Annotated in this window: 13 protein-coding genes; 5 read left to right on the top strand and 8 right to left on the bottom strand. The window is 44.8% G+C overall.

The window, feature by feature from the left end; all coding sequences use genetic code 11:
* Window positions 1-178: 178 nt before the first annotated feature.
* The 7 genes from D4L85_RS17120 to D4L85_RS17085 form a co-directional block, all read right to left on the bottom strand.
* Window positions 179-1090: a DNA/RNA non-specific endonuclease gene (locus tag D4L85_RS17120; protein WP_119755446.1), complete on the bottom strand. Its 912-nt coding sequence runs from the start codon at window positions 1088-1090 to the stop codon at window positions 179-181.
* A 3-nt stretch (window positions 1091-1093) separates the two neighbouring features.
* The gene (locus D4L85_RS17115) at window positions 1094-2134 is read right to left on the bottom strand and encodes a hypothetical protein (protein WP_119755445.1); all 1041 of its coding nucleotides are present in this window, start codon (window positions 2132-2134) and stop codon (window positions 1094-1096) included.
* Window positions 2135-2151: 17 nt separating this feature from the next.
* A complete protein-coding gene (locus D4L85_RS17110) occupies window positions 2152-3102 on the bottom strand; it encodes a S1/P1 nuclease (protein WP_119755444.1) in 951 nt (316 codons plus the stop codon).
* Between the two features lie 414 nt (window positions 3103-3516).
* Window positions 3517-5691, bottom strand: coding sequence for a DNA/RNA non-specific endonuclease (locus D4L85_RS17105; protein ID WP_119755443.1), 2175 nt, complete (start codon window positions 5689-5691; stop codon window positions 3517-3519).
* 349 nt (window positions 5692-6040) lie between these two features.
* Window positions 6041-6652, bottom strand: a complete 612-nt coding sequence (locus tag D4L85_RS17100; protein WP_236849104.1) for a response regulator — start codon at window positions 6650-6652, stop codon at window positions 6041-6043.
* A 62-nt stretch (window positions 6653-6714) separates the two neighbouring features.
* Window positions 6715-7503: a sensor histidine kinase gene (locus D4L85_RS17095; protein ID WP_119755441.1), complete on the bottom strand. Its 789-nt coding sequence runs from the start codon at window positions 7501-7503 to the stop codon at window positions 6715-6717.
* A gap of 665 nt (window positions 7504-8168) precedes the next feature.
* A complete protein-coding gene (locus tag D4L85_RS17085) occupies window positions 8169-8702 on the bottom strand; it encodes a hypothetical protein (protein ID WP_119755439.1) in 534 nt (177 codons plus the stop codon).
* Window positions 8703-9153: 451 nt separating this feature from the next.
* On the opposite strand from D4L85_RS17085, the gene D4L85_RS17080 reads away from it, so the two are divergent.
* The 4 genes from D4L85_RS17080 to D4L85_RS17065 all read left to right on the top strand — a co-directional run bounded on the left by D4L85_RS17080 (window position 9154) and on the right by D4L85_RS17065 (window position 13180).
* The gene (locus tag D4L85_RS17080; RefSeq protein WP_119755438.1) at window positions 9154-10947 is read left to right on the top strand and encodes a hypothetical protein; all 1794 of its coding nucleotides are present in this window, start codon (window positions 9154-9156) and stop codon (window positions 10945-10947) included.
* A gap of 1 nt (window position 10948) precedes the next feature.
* Window positions 10949-11701: a hypothetical protein gene (locus D4L85_RS17075; RefSeq protein WP_119755437.1), complete on the top strand. Its 753-nt coding sequence runs from the start codon at window positions 10949-10951 to the stop codon at window positions 11699-11701.
* Between the two features lie 4 nt (window positions 11702-11705).
* Window positions 11706-11993 (top strand): hypothetical protein, encoded by a 288-nt coding sequence (locus tag D4L85_RS17070; protein ID WP_160143794.1) that lies wholly within the window; start codon window positions 11706-11708, stop codon window positions 11991-11993.
* A 176-nt stretch (window positions 11994-12169) separates the two neighbouring features.
* Complete coding sequence (locus D4L85_RS17065) at window positions 12170-13180, top strand: hypothetical protein (protein ID WP_119755435.1); 1011 nt, start codon at window positions 12170-12172, stop codon at window positions 13178-13180.
* An 84-nt stretch (window positions 13181-13264) separates the two neighbouring features.
* Here D4L85_RS17065 and D4L85_RS17060 read toward each other — a convergent pair whose 3' ends face one another.
* On the bottom strand, window positions 13265-14182 hold the full coding sequence (locus D4L85_RS17060) for a carboxypeptidase-like regulatory domain-containing protein (protein WP_119755434.1): 918 nt from the start codon (window positions 14180-14182) through the stop codon (window positions 13265-13267).
* Between the two features lie 169 nt (window positions 14183-14351).
* Here D4L85_RS17060 and D4L85_RS17055 point away from each other — a divergent pair, with 169 nt between their 5' ends.
* Window positions 14352-15179, top strand: coding sequence for a hypothetical protein (locus D4L85_RS17055; RefSeq protein ID WP_119755433.1), 828 nt, complete (start codon window positions 14352-14354; stop codon window positions 15177-15179).
* Window positions 15180-15203 lie beyond the last annotated feature (24 nt).

Genomic DNA, 15203 nt, shown 5'->3' with positions numbered 1-15203 from the left:
TTCATCAGTGCATGATCTGTACTTGGTTCGTCCCAATAGCCTGTTTGCAATACGAATGAAACATTGCCAGGGAAAGAATTGGCTTCAACAAGCAGATCATTAACGCCATTCGCTAAAAATCGACTTCAATGATGTCTCTTTGAAATATCATTCACCTAAAATGAACGCTATAACATTACTAGTTAATTTTCTCCCAAAACTCCCTATTCGTCTTGCTTTCGATCTTTTTCTGGGCATTGTCGCTGAGTTCGCTCAAAAAATTTAAACCCGTCAATTTTTCGATATCATCCACGGGAACCATATAGTCAAGCAGGTCCTCAAATGGGAGATCCGATCTATCCCGCACATGCGGGAAAAGGAATGCCCCGGTGATGTACTCCTTTGTGGCTTTGTCCTTGAATATAAGGATCTGATAAAACTGATCTGGCACGGCTATGCCTGTCTTCTTTCTTTTACCGGTTTTCACCACCTCAAAATGGTCAGGGTCACTAACAATGGCACCCGTATAAATATTTAGCTCCATATTATTATCCCCCACTAAAACCTTCCTGATGAATGTCTCCAGTTTGTTCCAAGGTCCTGCTGATCCGTTAAAGGCCCCAGGGTCTTGTGGTGTGATGTTTGACATAAAGTTGGCTTGGATGGCAGTGCTGTCATCGTATGGATCTCTCCTTCTATCCTCCGCATCGGAATAAAAATTGTTTTTATCACGATCACCCCCCATAGCAAAGAACGGCGCCATGTGCCCCCGGTCAAATCCACTTCCTGTATATTCGTCTTTGGTGACTGGGTCTGGCACCTGCGGGTCGGTTTTAAATGATCCGAAACGTCGTTCACGTTCGGGTGCATTCAAGTAGTCTGGTTTTATATGGTAACATACCCAATCCGGAATTCGAAACACTTCATTGTATCGCATAACGTATCCCTGCCTGACATACACCGGCTTCTCCCCATCGGGCTGGCCTTCAACGATGTGCTCCTTGTACAATTTCTTCTGAGCGGCGGAGAGTTCGGAAAACTTCTGCTGACCACTCACTTGAATTATCGCCGCCCAAATCCAGGCAACAATAAAAAGCAACGGCTTCTTCATGGGCTATTTCTTTTCCGTAGTTTTGAGAAGCACGTACGTACCGTTGCTCAACCCCAGAAGAAGCAGTTGCGTCTCATCGAATGTCGGCATACTGTAGTCAAGTGTTACTGATTTTATAAAAGCAACACCAAAAACAATATTAAAAATGAATACCTGAAATCGATTTATATTCATTCCATTTTTGTCCGAGAGAATATCCTTGAAGAAGTTTCGTCTCGAAGTGCGGGATTCTATCAGGTCTTTCATGGCCTTATCATCTTTCTCAGCTTCCTTGGTCTTTTGATTATCAAGCGTTGCGGCAGCTGCGAGTGTGCTGGAACTTATTCCAAGGAGGATCAACGCTGTAGCATTTATGGAATGAAGATCGGTTGTAAATGCCCAAATATAAATGAAGCTGGCAATAATGATAAATGTCCAAAATGCCATTTGGGATTTCCCAAAGCTGAATGCCCCGCTTTTGCCCTTTGCTGTTTCACTGTTAACCTCGTTCGGCAATTCATCCCTCAGCAGGGAATCGAACCGGTAAATCATCACCAGAAAAAAGAGAAAAAAGCCACCCACCATCACCCAACCAACCCAACCCCACAGATCAATATCAGAAAAAAACATCTGGGATTGATGTCCAAAGTTGATCGACGTATCGCCCGCCTTAATCCCCAATTTGATTTTCTTTGTTGCACCGCCCTTCAAATTGTATAGTAATCTTCTGTTCTCCTCGCTAAGGCCATCTTCGGAAAATTCAAAACGTACCACACCGGATTCAAGACTTTCAACAAATGCCGGAAATTCGGAGAGAACAATACTGTTGAACATCATGTGAACATCCTGAAGAAGAATATGATTGTCGCTCATAAAATCACCAAACGCTGGGATATCAAAGGCAATGACATCCCCGTCTTTAATTACCTGGCCTTGTATTGGAAATGACAGGGTGTCACGTTCAATATACACTTCGTCAATCGCTTCAATTTTTGTTTTTTGGGCCTGGCTTCCCAAAGCTATTAGCCATAGTAACAGTATTAAATAAACTTGCTTTGTTTTCATGGTAGAGCTTTAGGGGTTCAGAGTTCCAATTCTGCAATATCCTCATCGCCGTCGTTATGCTCAAAGGGAATCGCATGGACGGGAAGCTTGCTCAAGACCTGGCTGAGGCTATAGCCCGCGAGTGCACACCGCTTTCCCGCAAGCTGTTTCATATTTGCCACATACTCACCCGTTAGCTCGGGAGCATTTTCCATTCGATCGGAGCCTCGCAATGCCCCATTCTGATGTACGATGGTCTTGGCTAATTCAAAACTCTCAAGGCTAATGGCCCGCGGATCAAACGCTGCACCGGGTTTTGGTGTAGTCGCTATCAACTTCTCGCCTTGAGATTTTATCAACGCAAAATTTGAACCCTTACCCGGCGACTGATCCCATACGGAATGTAGTTTTGCTCCCTTCCCCTTTACCCTGACAAAAAACAAATTTCCTCCTCTATCCCCTTCCGGGTAAGTAGCGTTGAAAAGAGATGCGTTATGGAGGGGCTGATAAATATCGCCCACCAAATGAATGAGCCATGCCAGGTACATTGCTCTCACCTCATGTTCCAAGTCTTCATTGAAAACCTTTGACTTCACAAAATCGATTGTTCCAACCACGTTGCGTTCGCTAGGCAGGTCGGTATTATGTGCATTGGGAAAATGAAGTTTATACGTAACATAGTGCCATTCGGGACGATGGAATCGGTGATTAGGATTATTCGGGTCACGAATCACGTCTGGCCACAAGCTGGCCTTCATCATCAGAAATCTTCCTTCCTCCACCTCATCCCGCCACGACTTATACTCCTCAATCCAGTCGTTGTAGTCCGGGTGAAAACTTAACAACTCCATAACGATCGCCCTTTGCTCTTCACTGAGCTGAGTGTACGAAACAGAGGCCACCAGCATGTGACCCCTTTCGCCCCACCCATAAGCATGAAGGATTGGAGCAACCAATAGCACAAGAATGAAAATTTTCTTTTTGTCCATATAGATTAAGGTTTGGTTTCAATCAAGACTATAAAAGTTCACCGTGAACGTGCGTTTTGAAGTCCAACGATTTGTAGCAGGCTTCCAAATACTACATACGAAAAAATCAAAAAGCATTCTTTCAAAAAAATAAAAAGCCCATCCACCTGATCGTTACACCAGGGTGGATGGGCTTCCATGAAATGAAAGTACAAAATTGCAACCTGTTAATTTAAATTCACTGCGAAATATTTTTTTTTGATTGAACACAAATTCAAAGTAAATACTAATTTAAGACAAGTCGTCACTTAAATGTTCAAACGCTTAAGGCAAACATTTTGAGTTATCTAACGCCGTTCGACTATATCCACCAAAAAGAAAAGGCCACATAACAGTAGCCTTTTCTTTTTATGAGAAGTCAGACAGTTAGGGATGCTAGCGCTTAACAGGCTTCCTTGGGCTGGGAAAGTCCGTTCCTGGCGTCTGCAAATCTCCCAACTTCTCTCTTGAATATTTCTGTGTCAGCGTGTCGGCCAACACCAGGTTTTCGAAATTGGTATACAGGAGCAAATGCTCATCGGGGCCATTGCCGTTGTCTGCGCTGTAAGTGTCCCAGGCTTTTATTTTTTCGAAGGTGAGGCCCGTTTGCGATTCGATATTGGCAATGCTCGATTGCAACGTTTTGAACACGTCGTCATAGGCCAATTCGAAATTGATATCACCCACCAACGTATCCTGCTTCAGGATAAAGCCCGTGGTTCTCATGTCACCGTCAGGGTTGCGCCACACGATTATTTTGAAAAATTTCATCGGCACCTGTACACCTTTAAATACCGGGTCGTCCTCGTGAAAGATCGGTCCGTTGAAGACGACGATCCTGGGTTGGGTTTCGCCATCGGCTTTCACTCCCTTTTCCAGGATCTCCTTTTCAAGCTGTCCCCATTTGCCGTGATACCCCCAGCCTTCGCGGTTCAGCGCGGGCACTTGCGGGCAGGCGTTGGTGTAGGAGCAGGTCATGTCGGCCGCAAGCTTTGCAAAGTTGAGATTCTTGCCCCATTCGGCATCTTCACGGCGGCACATGTGGCCGCGGTCGAACCCACTCGACTTGTAATATTCGTCGCTTAGCTGCACTTCGTAGTCAATGCGGTTGTCCCTAAACCATTTGTCGTCGCGCCCCTGTAATTCCTCATAGCGCTTCCGGCCTGTGATGTTTATGGCCGACACCACCGGCTGCTTTCGCACAGCGTGCTGGATGCAACTGTAGTGATGATATTTGAGCACGAACGCCCTCGGGTTGTTCACGAAATAGGCAACCTTCTTTTTTAGCGCCGCGCTCAGTTTGGGCATCGGCGTGTGTTCGCCCAGGAAGTAGGTATCAAAGCCGTTGCAATTCGAAAAGTCAAGTTCGTCTTCGTACTTCTTCTCCAATGTCACTGGTGCGCTGATCTTCTCAACACCGTTTCCATTCATCAACGCGGTGACCGATGGCGCACCATTCCCCAAGTTTATATGTATATGCACATTCTGCGGCGGCGTGTTGTTTTGTATTTCCTGGCTCTTGTTCTCAGCAGCCGTTAGCGGTTTCTCTTTCGGATAGGATAAGAACACCAGGTTCTTGTCGTCGCTGTAGCTGGGGCTGAAGAGCTCTGCGATGCAGGCGTTCATCTTTAAGGCGGCGTTGGTCATCAGGTCGTTCATGATCATGCTGATGCGGGCGCCTTTGTTCTTTATCCACACCACGCGATTGCCGTCGATGGTACCGTCGTCATTGGGGGGAATGACCATGCCGTCCTTGTCGATGTATTGGCCTTTTGCATTCTTCTTCCCAACGCCTGCGCTATGAAGGGCAATGACCTGCCATTGGTCGTTCATCACCGGTCCGCCGCTGCTACCCACCGACGTGTCGGTCGTGTACTCCAGAAAAACGGGATCGTCAACGTTTATGATCTTGTTCTCGCGAAGGCCCACCATCATCGGTTTACCATCGGGATGTTGAAAGATGCCAGCGAAGTCCCCCATGCCGACCTTTCCCTTGGTGCCGTTCAGCACCAGGTATCCGCGCGAGCGAATGTCGACTGCACCCGTCACGTCCTTTTCCTTTATGCCGATAATGGCCATGTCGAGCGCCTTGTTGGAGTAAAAGAATTTATCAGGGTCGAGGTCAAATGTTATTTTTGTTTTCTCGCGGCCAAACACATCGTACTCGTAATCAAATTCGATGATGGGATTGGCAAATCCGCCGGGTTCCGAAAAGACGTGATGGTTTGTCATCACCAGGTGATTTGAAATCAAAAAACCGGTGGCGTAAGCATTCCGGTTGACCTTCAGGTCCCGGTAAAAAATTCTCCCTACCGAGCGGCTCCTCAGCACGCCGAGCTCCATGTAGTTTACGGGCAAAAGATCGTTACCCTCTACGTATCGCTCCACGGCATCGGCATACGGTTCCACCGCAACACTCGCCAACATGCGTATTCGCAATTGTCTTTGTTCGGGGTTGTCGAGGGTTTCGGCCGTGGCGGTCTTTACATCCTCGAGCGTGTCTTTTACATCTTGTTCTGTCGTTTTGTTTTCCTTCGCATAACGATCCATTAATTCCAGGGAAATGTTCATAGCCGTAGGGGTTTTTAGGGATATAGGACAACATAAATACAAAAGCCCATCGTGAAGAAGTTTTGCTTCTTTTTGATGGGCTCATAGTCAAATATAATTCTTTAGGCCGTTGCTCTAATCATCATGGGTTAGAAATAATAATGATTTAATGTGTTTGAACATTATTTCATAAAGACTTATCGATGCTCAGGACAAAACTTCATTTCAATACCTTCGCGTTTGTTTTTTCCAATGTCCGGCGTCGGAGGCAGAACTTTTGTCGAGCCATTCCTGCTGAGGCATATGCAGGCAGCTCGCATCGCACGGAATTATCCGGATCTACTTTCAGTGATCTGGCGCCACAGGGTTTCTAAAATTCCCAGTCGAGTTTTACGATCCTATTCCTAACAGCATACATGACAAGACCTACCCTGCTCTTGACATTGAGTTTTTCAAAGAGGGAATTGCGGTAACCGTCGATCGTTTTTGGGCTGAGGAACATTTTGTCGGCGATTTCATGATAGGTCATTTCACTGCAAGCAAATTGGAGGAATTTCTTTTCCTGTTCATTCATGAGATCGGAGTCTCTGCGTTTATCCTGTCCGTCAATCTGAAGCGAATGAACCAGTTTGCCGGTGATAAAATCCGTATAGTAAAATCCCTTGTGAGCAATTGCCTTCAGCGCCTCCCTTAGCTCCTCCGGCTCAACGTCTTTGCACAAGTAACCTTTCACGCCCAATTTCAGCATCTGGATAATGGTCTCTTCCTTTTCAATCATGCTGACCACAAGGACCTTTATATCGGGATAGTTTTCTTTCAGCCAACGCACGCTGGCAAAGCCATCCATACCAGACATGTTGACATCCATGAGAACGATGTCCGGCAGATTCTTTTTATCAATTTTTTTTTGAAGATCGAAGCCGTTATCGGCTTCAAATAAAATGGCGCAATTTTCACAAGCCATTTCGATCAAGCTGATCAAGCCTTTTCGAAACAGTTTATGATCATCGACAAGCCCAAGTTTGACTAACCCTCCAGGCAACATTATATTGAAAATTCTATCGAAATTGTGGTTCCTTCCTCAGGTTTACTTTGGATGGTCAGTTGCGCATTTATCAATTTGGCCCTGGTTTGCAAATTCACCAGCCCAGAGCCGCCGCCGCTCAGTTGTTCGTCCCTATTAAAGCCAACACCATCATCGGTATATACCAAGGTAAACAAATTTTCGGTAGCCTTCAAAGCAATGGCAATTCGTTTTGCTGCACTGTGCTTTACGATATTGTTAATGATCTCCTGCGTCATTCTAAAAAGGATGGTCGCCGTGTTGGCATCCAATTCGGGAATCCTACCTTCCTGGTGCAACGTGGCCGTGAATTGCCCGGTTTTGTTCAGCCTCTCAACTTCGTTCTCTATACTCCGAAAAATCCCAAACTGTGCCACCCGATCGCTGTTCAGGCTTATGGACAGTGATTTCAAATCGGTTATGAGCTGACGGACCAGTTCCTTGGTATCCTCAATCTGAAGACGCATCTTCTCTTTGTCATGGGTCTGAAGCGTGTTGAGGTTTATTTTGATCAGGCTTGCCACCTGGCCGAGATTGTCGTGAAGTTCAAAGGCGATCCGTTGGAGGGTCTGCTCTTTTATTTCCAATTGAGATTGAAGCAGCACCTGGGAAAAGTGCGTCTGAAGTTGTTCTTTTTCCGCTTTATGCTGTTTTCTTTTCCGGATATAAAGGGCGGAGAAGGCAACAATAAAAGCACATAAGAAAAATAGCAATAATGATCCTGCTATTATCGATACAAGAATGTCTTTGTCCACCTGATCAAATGCCATTTTTTCTCGTTAAGTGTCTCGCTTTAATTTCGATGAAAAAGCCAAATGAAAAAATTAAGTACATGAAGATATTGAACAGGTCGTGTATAATCCACAGGTTGTTCAAATACGAATCCCGCTTGGTCATGATATAGTACCAGAATGAAAAGATAAGCATCGTGCAACTTGAGTAGAGAAACAAACCGGACAGGTAGCAAAGCAATGATGGCGCTAGTTCCGAGAGCTTCTCATCATTATCATAGAGATCATACAGGAGGATCAACGTCCACGCGGTATACATCAAGTTATTTACACATAGCCACTCCGTCAGGAACTTCGCATAGAAACCAAAAAGAAACACTGAAACAACACCCGATACTACACAAACCGTTGCCAGCACGATAAAAAGCATGTTTCTCTTTTTCGTACTGTAGCTATCCCTGAAAAAAAGGATGAGGATCACCAATTCAAGAAGAATATTAGTATTGTAAAGAACATTTAAAATAGGTGTTCTTCCCATAAACGCTCTTGCGAGTTGAGGTACGCACGCCAGCAGCACGAGAAACAAGATAAACCTGGACTTTGGCAAGAGCTTATTAAAGAAAGAACACCCCACAATCGTCGGTATCAGGATGCTCCAGATTGATATTTTATTGATGATCTCTTGAATATCTAAAGATAGCTATTTACTCGGCAACCAGGAAGAATCCATCAGGAAGAAGTCCCTCCTTCGGTTCAAGCTGGAGAACAACTTGATGAGGAGGATATTCGTTTGCAGCTTCAGGAATGTTAAGGGCATAAAATCCGACCCTGTCCTCGTCATTGACTTTTACAACACGCCGTTCACAGCCGGCCGTCAAAACGGTGAAAGACCCTGCTTTAAATTCCTGACCATCCCTAACCACATCCTCCGTATGCGCCCCTAAAATAACCATCAAAAAATTGGCGCTACGTGGGTTGCCAAATTCATCCTCCTCTCCTCCATCAAAAAAGCGCATAATCAGATCCTTCGAAAATATGAATGCATTGCACCTGTTTCCGTTTAATTCCACCGCCCTGGTCCTTCTTGACGGCTCAATGTTTATACCCTGTCCTCCATCCTGCTTTACAGACTTGACAGTAATCGCATTTAAATCGATAAATTCCTTTATCATTTTGTTGGCATCGGCTAAAAGGATTTTTTCGCCGTAAGTTTTTTTCATCAGATTCTCGATGTTCATAATTTTCTTTGGTTTGGTTATTTAATAATGAAATCTAGCAATAGATTGATTGTGTTAGAATAGACCATAGAAGAATCAGTCATTTTCCCTCCGCAAATACAGGAAAAACCCTGTGCCTATTCCATTCTTTTCCGGTTGATCCAGGCCGTTGATCTCATAACCTTTGACTAACGATAACGGATTAGCATATTCAAAAAACTGGCGCATTATAGAATACCTAGCATAAACAAAAGGAAATGAAAACAATCGAACATCTCTTAGCCATGACGCGGTTGCCTTGACTTCTCTTCACCAACAACAATCATGTTTACGCCCTTATTCTCACTTCGAAAGTCACTAGTCAATCCACATCTGAGCGCACCAAAAACGCTAGATGCGAAATTAGCAAAAACCGCGACCATTAACCGCCATTACATCATTATGCACTGACCCCACCAATCCAAATAAAAAAATGAAAATAATCCCTCTACTATTTAAAGTGGCAATACTTCTCCTGCCCATATGTCTATTGCATGCGCAAAATGCCCCCGAAGACGCGGTCGTTACGATAGATCCCGTAACCGGATTAACCGACAAGAACTTTCCCTTTGACAAAAGCTTCTACGCTAAACTAAAACTGCCCGTAGGTGATGATGTCTATTCAGTGGGAATAGTAAAAATCTCTAACAATGGAGATAGGGAAATAAAAACTCCACAGATACTTTTCAACGTCGACACCGTACTCTATGAGACGATCAAGGATGAGCCCGGAAAAAAATTCATTAAAATTCTAATGCCGCCACTATCGCCGAATCGTCTCTATGACATAGTGATCTATAAGGCTCTATCGGGAGAGCCTCTCAAAATACTTTTAGAAGTCAACCAAATGTTATACACCCGACAGTTTGGGCCTCAATTCCTTAATCTCACACCCGGCGTATTTCCCGTCATGGTCCTGCCTCCAGACGTATTGAACGAGCTTTCAGAACAATTGCAAGTACCCCAAGCGACTATACCCGTAACACTTGACTCACTGATTTTCACCAATAGCCCGGCCTTTGGAAATCAATACAATCTTTATCAAGCGATTTCAGATGGACGCATATCCCCCACTTCGCGATTGGATCCGGCACAGACAGCGTACATCAACCGGGTACTTTTAACCGACGCTCAGACTGCAACGCTCTTTAGAAAATATAACGGCCTCCGACCTTTCTTTTGGGGTCAGCCGTTGCTATCAAATCCAACATACCACCTGTGGTACTACCAAGAAATTTTCACCACATCGCTTCTACCCCTGTATACTCGACTGAATGGCCCCGAGAATTTCATTGGAACTGATATTACCGAACTAAGTAGAGATACCGCCAGAATTCACGACATCTACAAGACCCTTGTTGCTGCCAAATCGACGAATAAAGATGCCTTAAAAATACTGAACAATTTATACTTTGGTCGAACGCTGGGCCTCACCCTTGGCAGGCTAAACGGAGACACCACCGTAAATGCAAATTACAACGCAACCGCCGTCCCTGCCTTCGACCTTTCGAAACGAATTATAATATCGGAGAAGAACAAATCTTTACTCACATCGCTCAACGAAGAAATCAAGGATCTCATGATTGTTAAGCCTGTCCTTCAGCAAACCGCCTTATTACCCTTGATCCTGGAAATTGACAATATCCTCGCAAAACTCACTACCCGAATAGCGACCATGAAGGAAGTAATTTCAACTATGAATTCCTTCGATAATTTGAAACTCAAAACAATAGTTAGCGCGAATACCCACTTTATCCAAATCTCAGATGAAGCCAATACGATTGTCATACCGGATTTTGGACTGTTATTCGTTCCGAATAAAACGCAAAATATTCTACGTCCATTTCTAGGTGTTAATATTAATTTCGGACCGGTCAACAAGGATGTTAAGACCCGCTTCCTCTCCAAAAAAACAGTTCCCGGCGACAATTTAATCTTGCGTCATATTCGAAATCACGTCTCCCTCACTGCAGGTGTGGTCCTGGGAAGCATTAAAATCGAAAACGAGCGGGACGATTTGTTCAACTCTGTTAACATATTTACTGGCGGCGCCTATCGCATTAATAGAGCCATTCGTTTTTCGGGGGGCGTGCTTTGGTATAATAATGAAAGTGATAGCCCCCTCCTCTCCACGAAAAAAATCAGCGGCTATGGCTACGCAGCAATATCATTTGATATTTCGTTCAAAAACGCCAGTGGCAGTACTTTCTCATCAATTTTTAAATAATATGAAAAAAGTCATTATCTGTATCCTGATTATTCTGGTTATGTCCTGCGGGGAAGATCAACTCAACCCTTCTACCGTGATCTTTATCCAAATTGAAGATAATAAGACCTCCATCCTCGCCGACAATTCATCCACTTTAACGGTAGAGGCTCTAATTGACGTTAAGGCCGACAAGGACAAAAGAGAGATCACCTTCACCACTACCGGAGGCTCGTTCTCATCGAATGGCACGCAGGAGCTCAAAGTAATCGCGAATGATACGCTCCTCAGGGACGGGAACCAATATTTGGGCGCCAAGGCGACTTTAAAATCAGGATACACCACTTCGGAGTCGGTCGTTGTAACCGCCGACATTGAACACTACAAGGCCAGGACCTCTCCAATTCGTTTCACGCCATCAGAGCCAGTTTCAATTAAACTATCCTCAAATGTCTTCGGTATTGCAAATACGTATGACTCCGAGGCCATCCTTACTGCAAAAATTTCATCCGCTACCGGCGTACCCTCAAAGGGGGAATCTGTTCAGTTTCACGTTCTAGATGCTGCAACAAATTCCGAGTTTTCCACTACACTATTCCGCGAGGAACATCTGTCGTTCAACTCAGAAGGCATTGCCTCTGCTATCTTCTCCGCAGGCAATCTTACGACGGGAAGTACGCCCTTTATAGGAAATCTTCTTGTGATCGCCAAAGTGGCCAACCGGGAAAATTTAACGGACACTTTAACACTCAATGTCTCACCTAAACCAAAATAAAAAAATGAAACCTATTAAAAATCACGATGCGGAAGAGAATCAAAAAGATATCACTCCTGCCAAAGAAGGCCAAGTTAATACTCCAAAGTCAAATGAAATCGGAGAAGATAAAGAGAAAGAAATAATTGGGCATCTGGACGATTTTCGCAAGATCATCGAATCCGTGATCAATCTCAGCCCCCTTCCAAATTCAGATATTGAAAAATTATCTCTCGATTTTACAAGAAACGCGAAATGTCACAAAGTCTGCGTAACCATCGCTGGCAAGGAGGTTTGTTGGTGCCAAGTATAGTATAGAGATGTATACATTTTCGCTTGGATGATGTCTGACGGATGCGGATAAAGCGGAGAATGACTTATACTTTATTTTAGCGGGTCTGACCTCGTCGATCCGGGAACCATAAGAAAAGAGCAATTCAGTAGAATGAAACTTTGAAGAATTCCTTCCATTAAAACAGATCGTGTCAAATGAAAAAGCACACCCTAATTCTGATTATCCTATTCGCCTTTGCTTTAAGTAGCCAGGCGCAACAGGAAGCGTCGAGGGATGGAAAAAAAGAAAATCAAGAATTTACTGTCCCTAAGAATAAAACAGCCATTAACGAAGCATTAGAGGATATCAAGGTAAAAATTGCCAAAGCAGACGCTAAAATTAGCGGTTTCAAGGCCTATGGAAGATCACTTGAAAACCTCAAGACGAGGCTATCATCTTATGAGCCCAATTCGATTGATCAGATACTCAAAGACATTGAATCTGCTATAACCGCCAAGTCAAACGACGATATCTACAGCCAGGAAGAAACCCTGATCGCCAATCTGAATATTTTCAGTTTTGAGTACAGCGTTCGTTTCTATTCTTTTGGCACCGGTGCAGACGACGACTTTAGTTCCGATTTTTTTAAAGAAAGTTCCGAGATCACGAAGCCGATAAAAAGTGAATTATTAAGATCAATCGAAAACAATCACGAAAGCGACAACAACAAGGTCATTCTTAACAGCCAAGAAAAACTAACCAAACTAAAATCGGTTCTCAACGCCAAAAACCTCAGCGACATCAAAGCACGGCTGACGACTCGAGTTGATACAGAGTTAGCAGTCAACAAGACCAATATCGAAAATACTGAAACCGAAATCAAAACCGCAAAAACCAACAAGGCTAAATTGCTTGATCAGTTAGATGAACAAGAGACGCAAATAAATGACCTTGCTATTAAATTAGGGCTGCCGCTATTCTGTTTAACCATTCTACTTCTTTTTTTGGGCCCCAAAATTCTCATCGCCATTAAGAAGACCGCCATTAATATCGGGCAAGGCGATGAGGCATCACAAAATGTATTGTTGGAGATCGGCACCGTTTTGCTGCTAACAATGTCCATCTTAATTCTAGGATTGTCCGGAAAAATACAGAGCGATGTTTTAGGAACTTTAATCGGAGGAATTTCGGGATATGTTCTTAACAGGATCAGAGCCAAGCAGTGACCGCGGGTCCGATTTTGTCGGGGCCACTCCCTTGGGAGCGTAATGAGAACTGATTTTGTCCGGCGAAATTGAATCTGCAATTGGCTATCGGCGAGGCCTTCGTTGCCAGGGGAAGTAGTAGGTTGCTTGCCATCCTAAGCCGAGGGAGACTTCCGTGAACGCTTCCACTTTATAGTAGCGGGCAAAAACGTTGATCCGGCGTTTCAGTCTTTTTCGGAGTTCGGCGTTGTATTCGGCCAGGCCATTATAGATGGAGGCTTTCACTGTTATGTTCGTGTTGATGGGCCTGCCTATCCATTTGCCGAGACCAACGAGGGGGCCTGACCGCTGCTGGTGTGTGCCGCTTTCCAGGTCGTTGAAGCTAATGGCGCTGTAGCCCAGCAGGAGAGAGAGCCCGCCTTTGTTGGCAAAATTAAGGTTGGTTTGGATCGACTTTGAGGTCATGTCTACATGCTCCTTCCACTTCACCTTGTTGTAATTGAACAACAGGTCCTGGTCATAGTTACAGGACAGAAAGAGATGATCGAGGCCGGCTTGTAGATTGAGAAATTCATTGCCGTTGAAATTGGTTTGATAGCCAACGGCGGCTTTCAGATTTAGATCCTTATAAAATGCCGGGCCTGTTAATTCTATCCTCAGCCCGGCCGGTGTATGCACCAGCCCACTGGAGGCATATAAGCCAAACTTCTGAGCGTCGAAAAAATCACGGATACAATCCACCTTCAGGGCGATCTCGACATAGTCCCTTCCCTGCAAAGGAACCTCCGTGGTAACACACCCGATAAACGAAATAACCAGGGTCGCATCCAGGGTACTTACGTTGAGACTGAATTTACCATCGACATCCGTCACCGTACCATTTTGCGTTCCCAGTTCGACAACATTCACCCCGGGCGCCAAGCTGTTGTCGGGCTTGAACCTGACAATTCCTGTAACGGACTGGCCTATTCCATGAAATGAGATCAGCAGTGAGACGGACAAGGCAATGAATCGGTAGATCATGGGCTTAGGATTTTATGTGGGATGCAACGGTGCTCCAATCTCCACAAAAATTTTGGCAGATTCTTCTCGGCCTGCTTTAGCTGTAGCGTTGCATTTATCCCTTAATTTATGCTTATTGTATAGCCATTAAACGCGTTTTAAACATTTCGTAACCTCTCCCTCGTTGCCTATGACTCACCCTAAACCCCAAAAAAATCGCCTGTTGGCTGCGGGCGCGTTCAGCATTTTTTGCTTCGTTTTAGTGGTTATCTTGGCGCAGTGTAGCGGCGATGATGAAGCGACGGCTATTTGCTCGCCAGCCGTTGTATTTACAGGAAGCGATTCGATTTTCTACGTTTACGATGGCACCAACCGGCTGGCCGAGATCCAAATCATGGATGGAAAGACGCTCGCAGAGCGCTATGCGATGACCTACGCCGAAGGCAAGCTTACCCAATGTACGTATAGTTTTCCCCAGGTCTCAGGCCCCGACCTCGTAACGAAAACCTTCACATTCACCTACGGCAGCAACGGAAAACCCGCCACGCGCACGTATACCTATGGCAGTTTCCCTGCGTTCGAAACCATCGTTTACTCCTATGACGAAAAAGACCGGCTTACTCAACGCGTGACCAAGAGTTTCGACTCGCCGATCATGAGCACGCGATATGAATACAACGGCGACAATGTTTCAAAAATATATTACGTGCAAGCCCCGGGGGACGACGAGATCCTCGGCGCTGAATTACTGAGCTTCGACAATCACAAGCGATTCTTCGCCGGGTCGCCCGATCTCACCTTAGTGGAGACTTATATTTTCAATTATGAGCCCAGCGTCAATAATGTCCTGACGATGACAATCACTGCCACTCCGGGAACCACTTATGGCACGCCATTTTCTTACACCTTTCAAATGGGCTACAACGAGCAAGGCTATGTGAAGTCCATTCACAACGTTTCTTCCGGATACATTTTCCCGATATTTACATTTTCGCAAATGAACTACACGTGTCGTTGACAAGCTGAACTCACCCCAATCCAA

Origin of the sequence: Chryseolinea soli, from assembly GCF_003589925.1 — a bacterium.
GTDB classification, from domain to species: Bacteria; Bacteroidota; Bacteroidia; order Cytophagales; family Cyclobacteriaceae; genus Chryseolinea; species Chryseolinea soli.
Note: the sequence above shows the minus strand (reverse complement) of the source record. Positions and strands in the feature narration are given on the sequence as shown.

Excerpts from the sequence above, each read along its gene's own strand:
- D4L85_RS17120 (WP_119755446.1), bottom strand. The coding sequence starts at position 1,090 with ATGAAGAAGCCGTTGCTTTTTATTGTTGCCTGGATTTGGGCGGCGATA.
- D4L85_RS17115 (WP_119755445.1), bottom strand. The coding sequence starts at position 2,134 with ATGAAAACAAAGCAAGTTTATTTAATACTGTTACTATGGCTAATAGCT.
- D4L85_RS17110 (WP_119755444.1), bottom strand. The coding sequence starts at position 3,102 with ATGGACAAAAAGAAAATTTTCATTCTTGTGCTATTGGTTGCTCCAATC.
- D4L85_RS17105 (WP_119755443.1), bottom strand. The coding sequence starts at position 5,691 with ATGAACATTTCCCTGGAATTAATGGATCGTTATGCGAAGGAAAACAAA.
- D4L85_RS17095 (WP_119755441.1), bottom strand. The coding sequence starts at position 7,503 with ATGGCATTTGATCAGGTGGACAAAGACATTCTTGTATCGATAATAGCA.
- D4L85_RS17085 (WP_119755439.1), bottom strand. The coding sequence starts at position 8,702 with ATGAACATCGAGAATCTGATGAAAAAAACTTACGGCGAAAAAATCCTT.
- D4L85_RS17080 (WP_119755438.1), top strand. The coding sequence starts at position 9,154 with ATGAAAATAATCCCTCTACTATTTAAAGTGGCAATACTTCTCCTGCCC.
- D4L85_RS17075 (WP_119755437.1), top strand. The coding sequence starts at position 10,949 with ATGAAAAAAGTCATTATCTGTATCCTGATTATTCTGGTTATGTCCTGC.
- D4L85_RS17070 (WP_160143794.1), top strand. The coding sequence starts at position 11,706 with ATGAAACCTATTAAAAATCACGATGCGGAAGAGAATCAAAAAGATATC.
- D4L85_RS17065 (WP_119755435.1), top strand. The coding sequence starts at position 12,170 with ATGAAAAAGCACACCCTAATTCTGATTATCCTATTCGCCTTTGCTTTA.
- D4L85_RS17060 (WP_119755434.1), bottom strand. The coding sequence starts at position 14,182 with ATGATCTACCGATTCATTGCCTTGTCCGTCTCACTGCTGATCTCATTT.
- D4L85_RS17055 (WP_119755433.1), top strand. The coding sequence starts at position 14,352 with ATGACTCACCCTAAACCCCAAAAAAATCGCCTGTTGGCTGCGGGCGCG.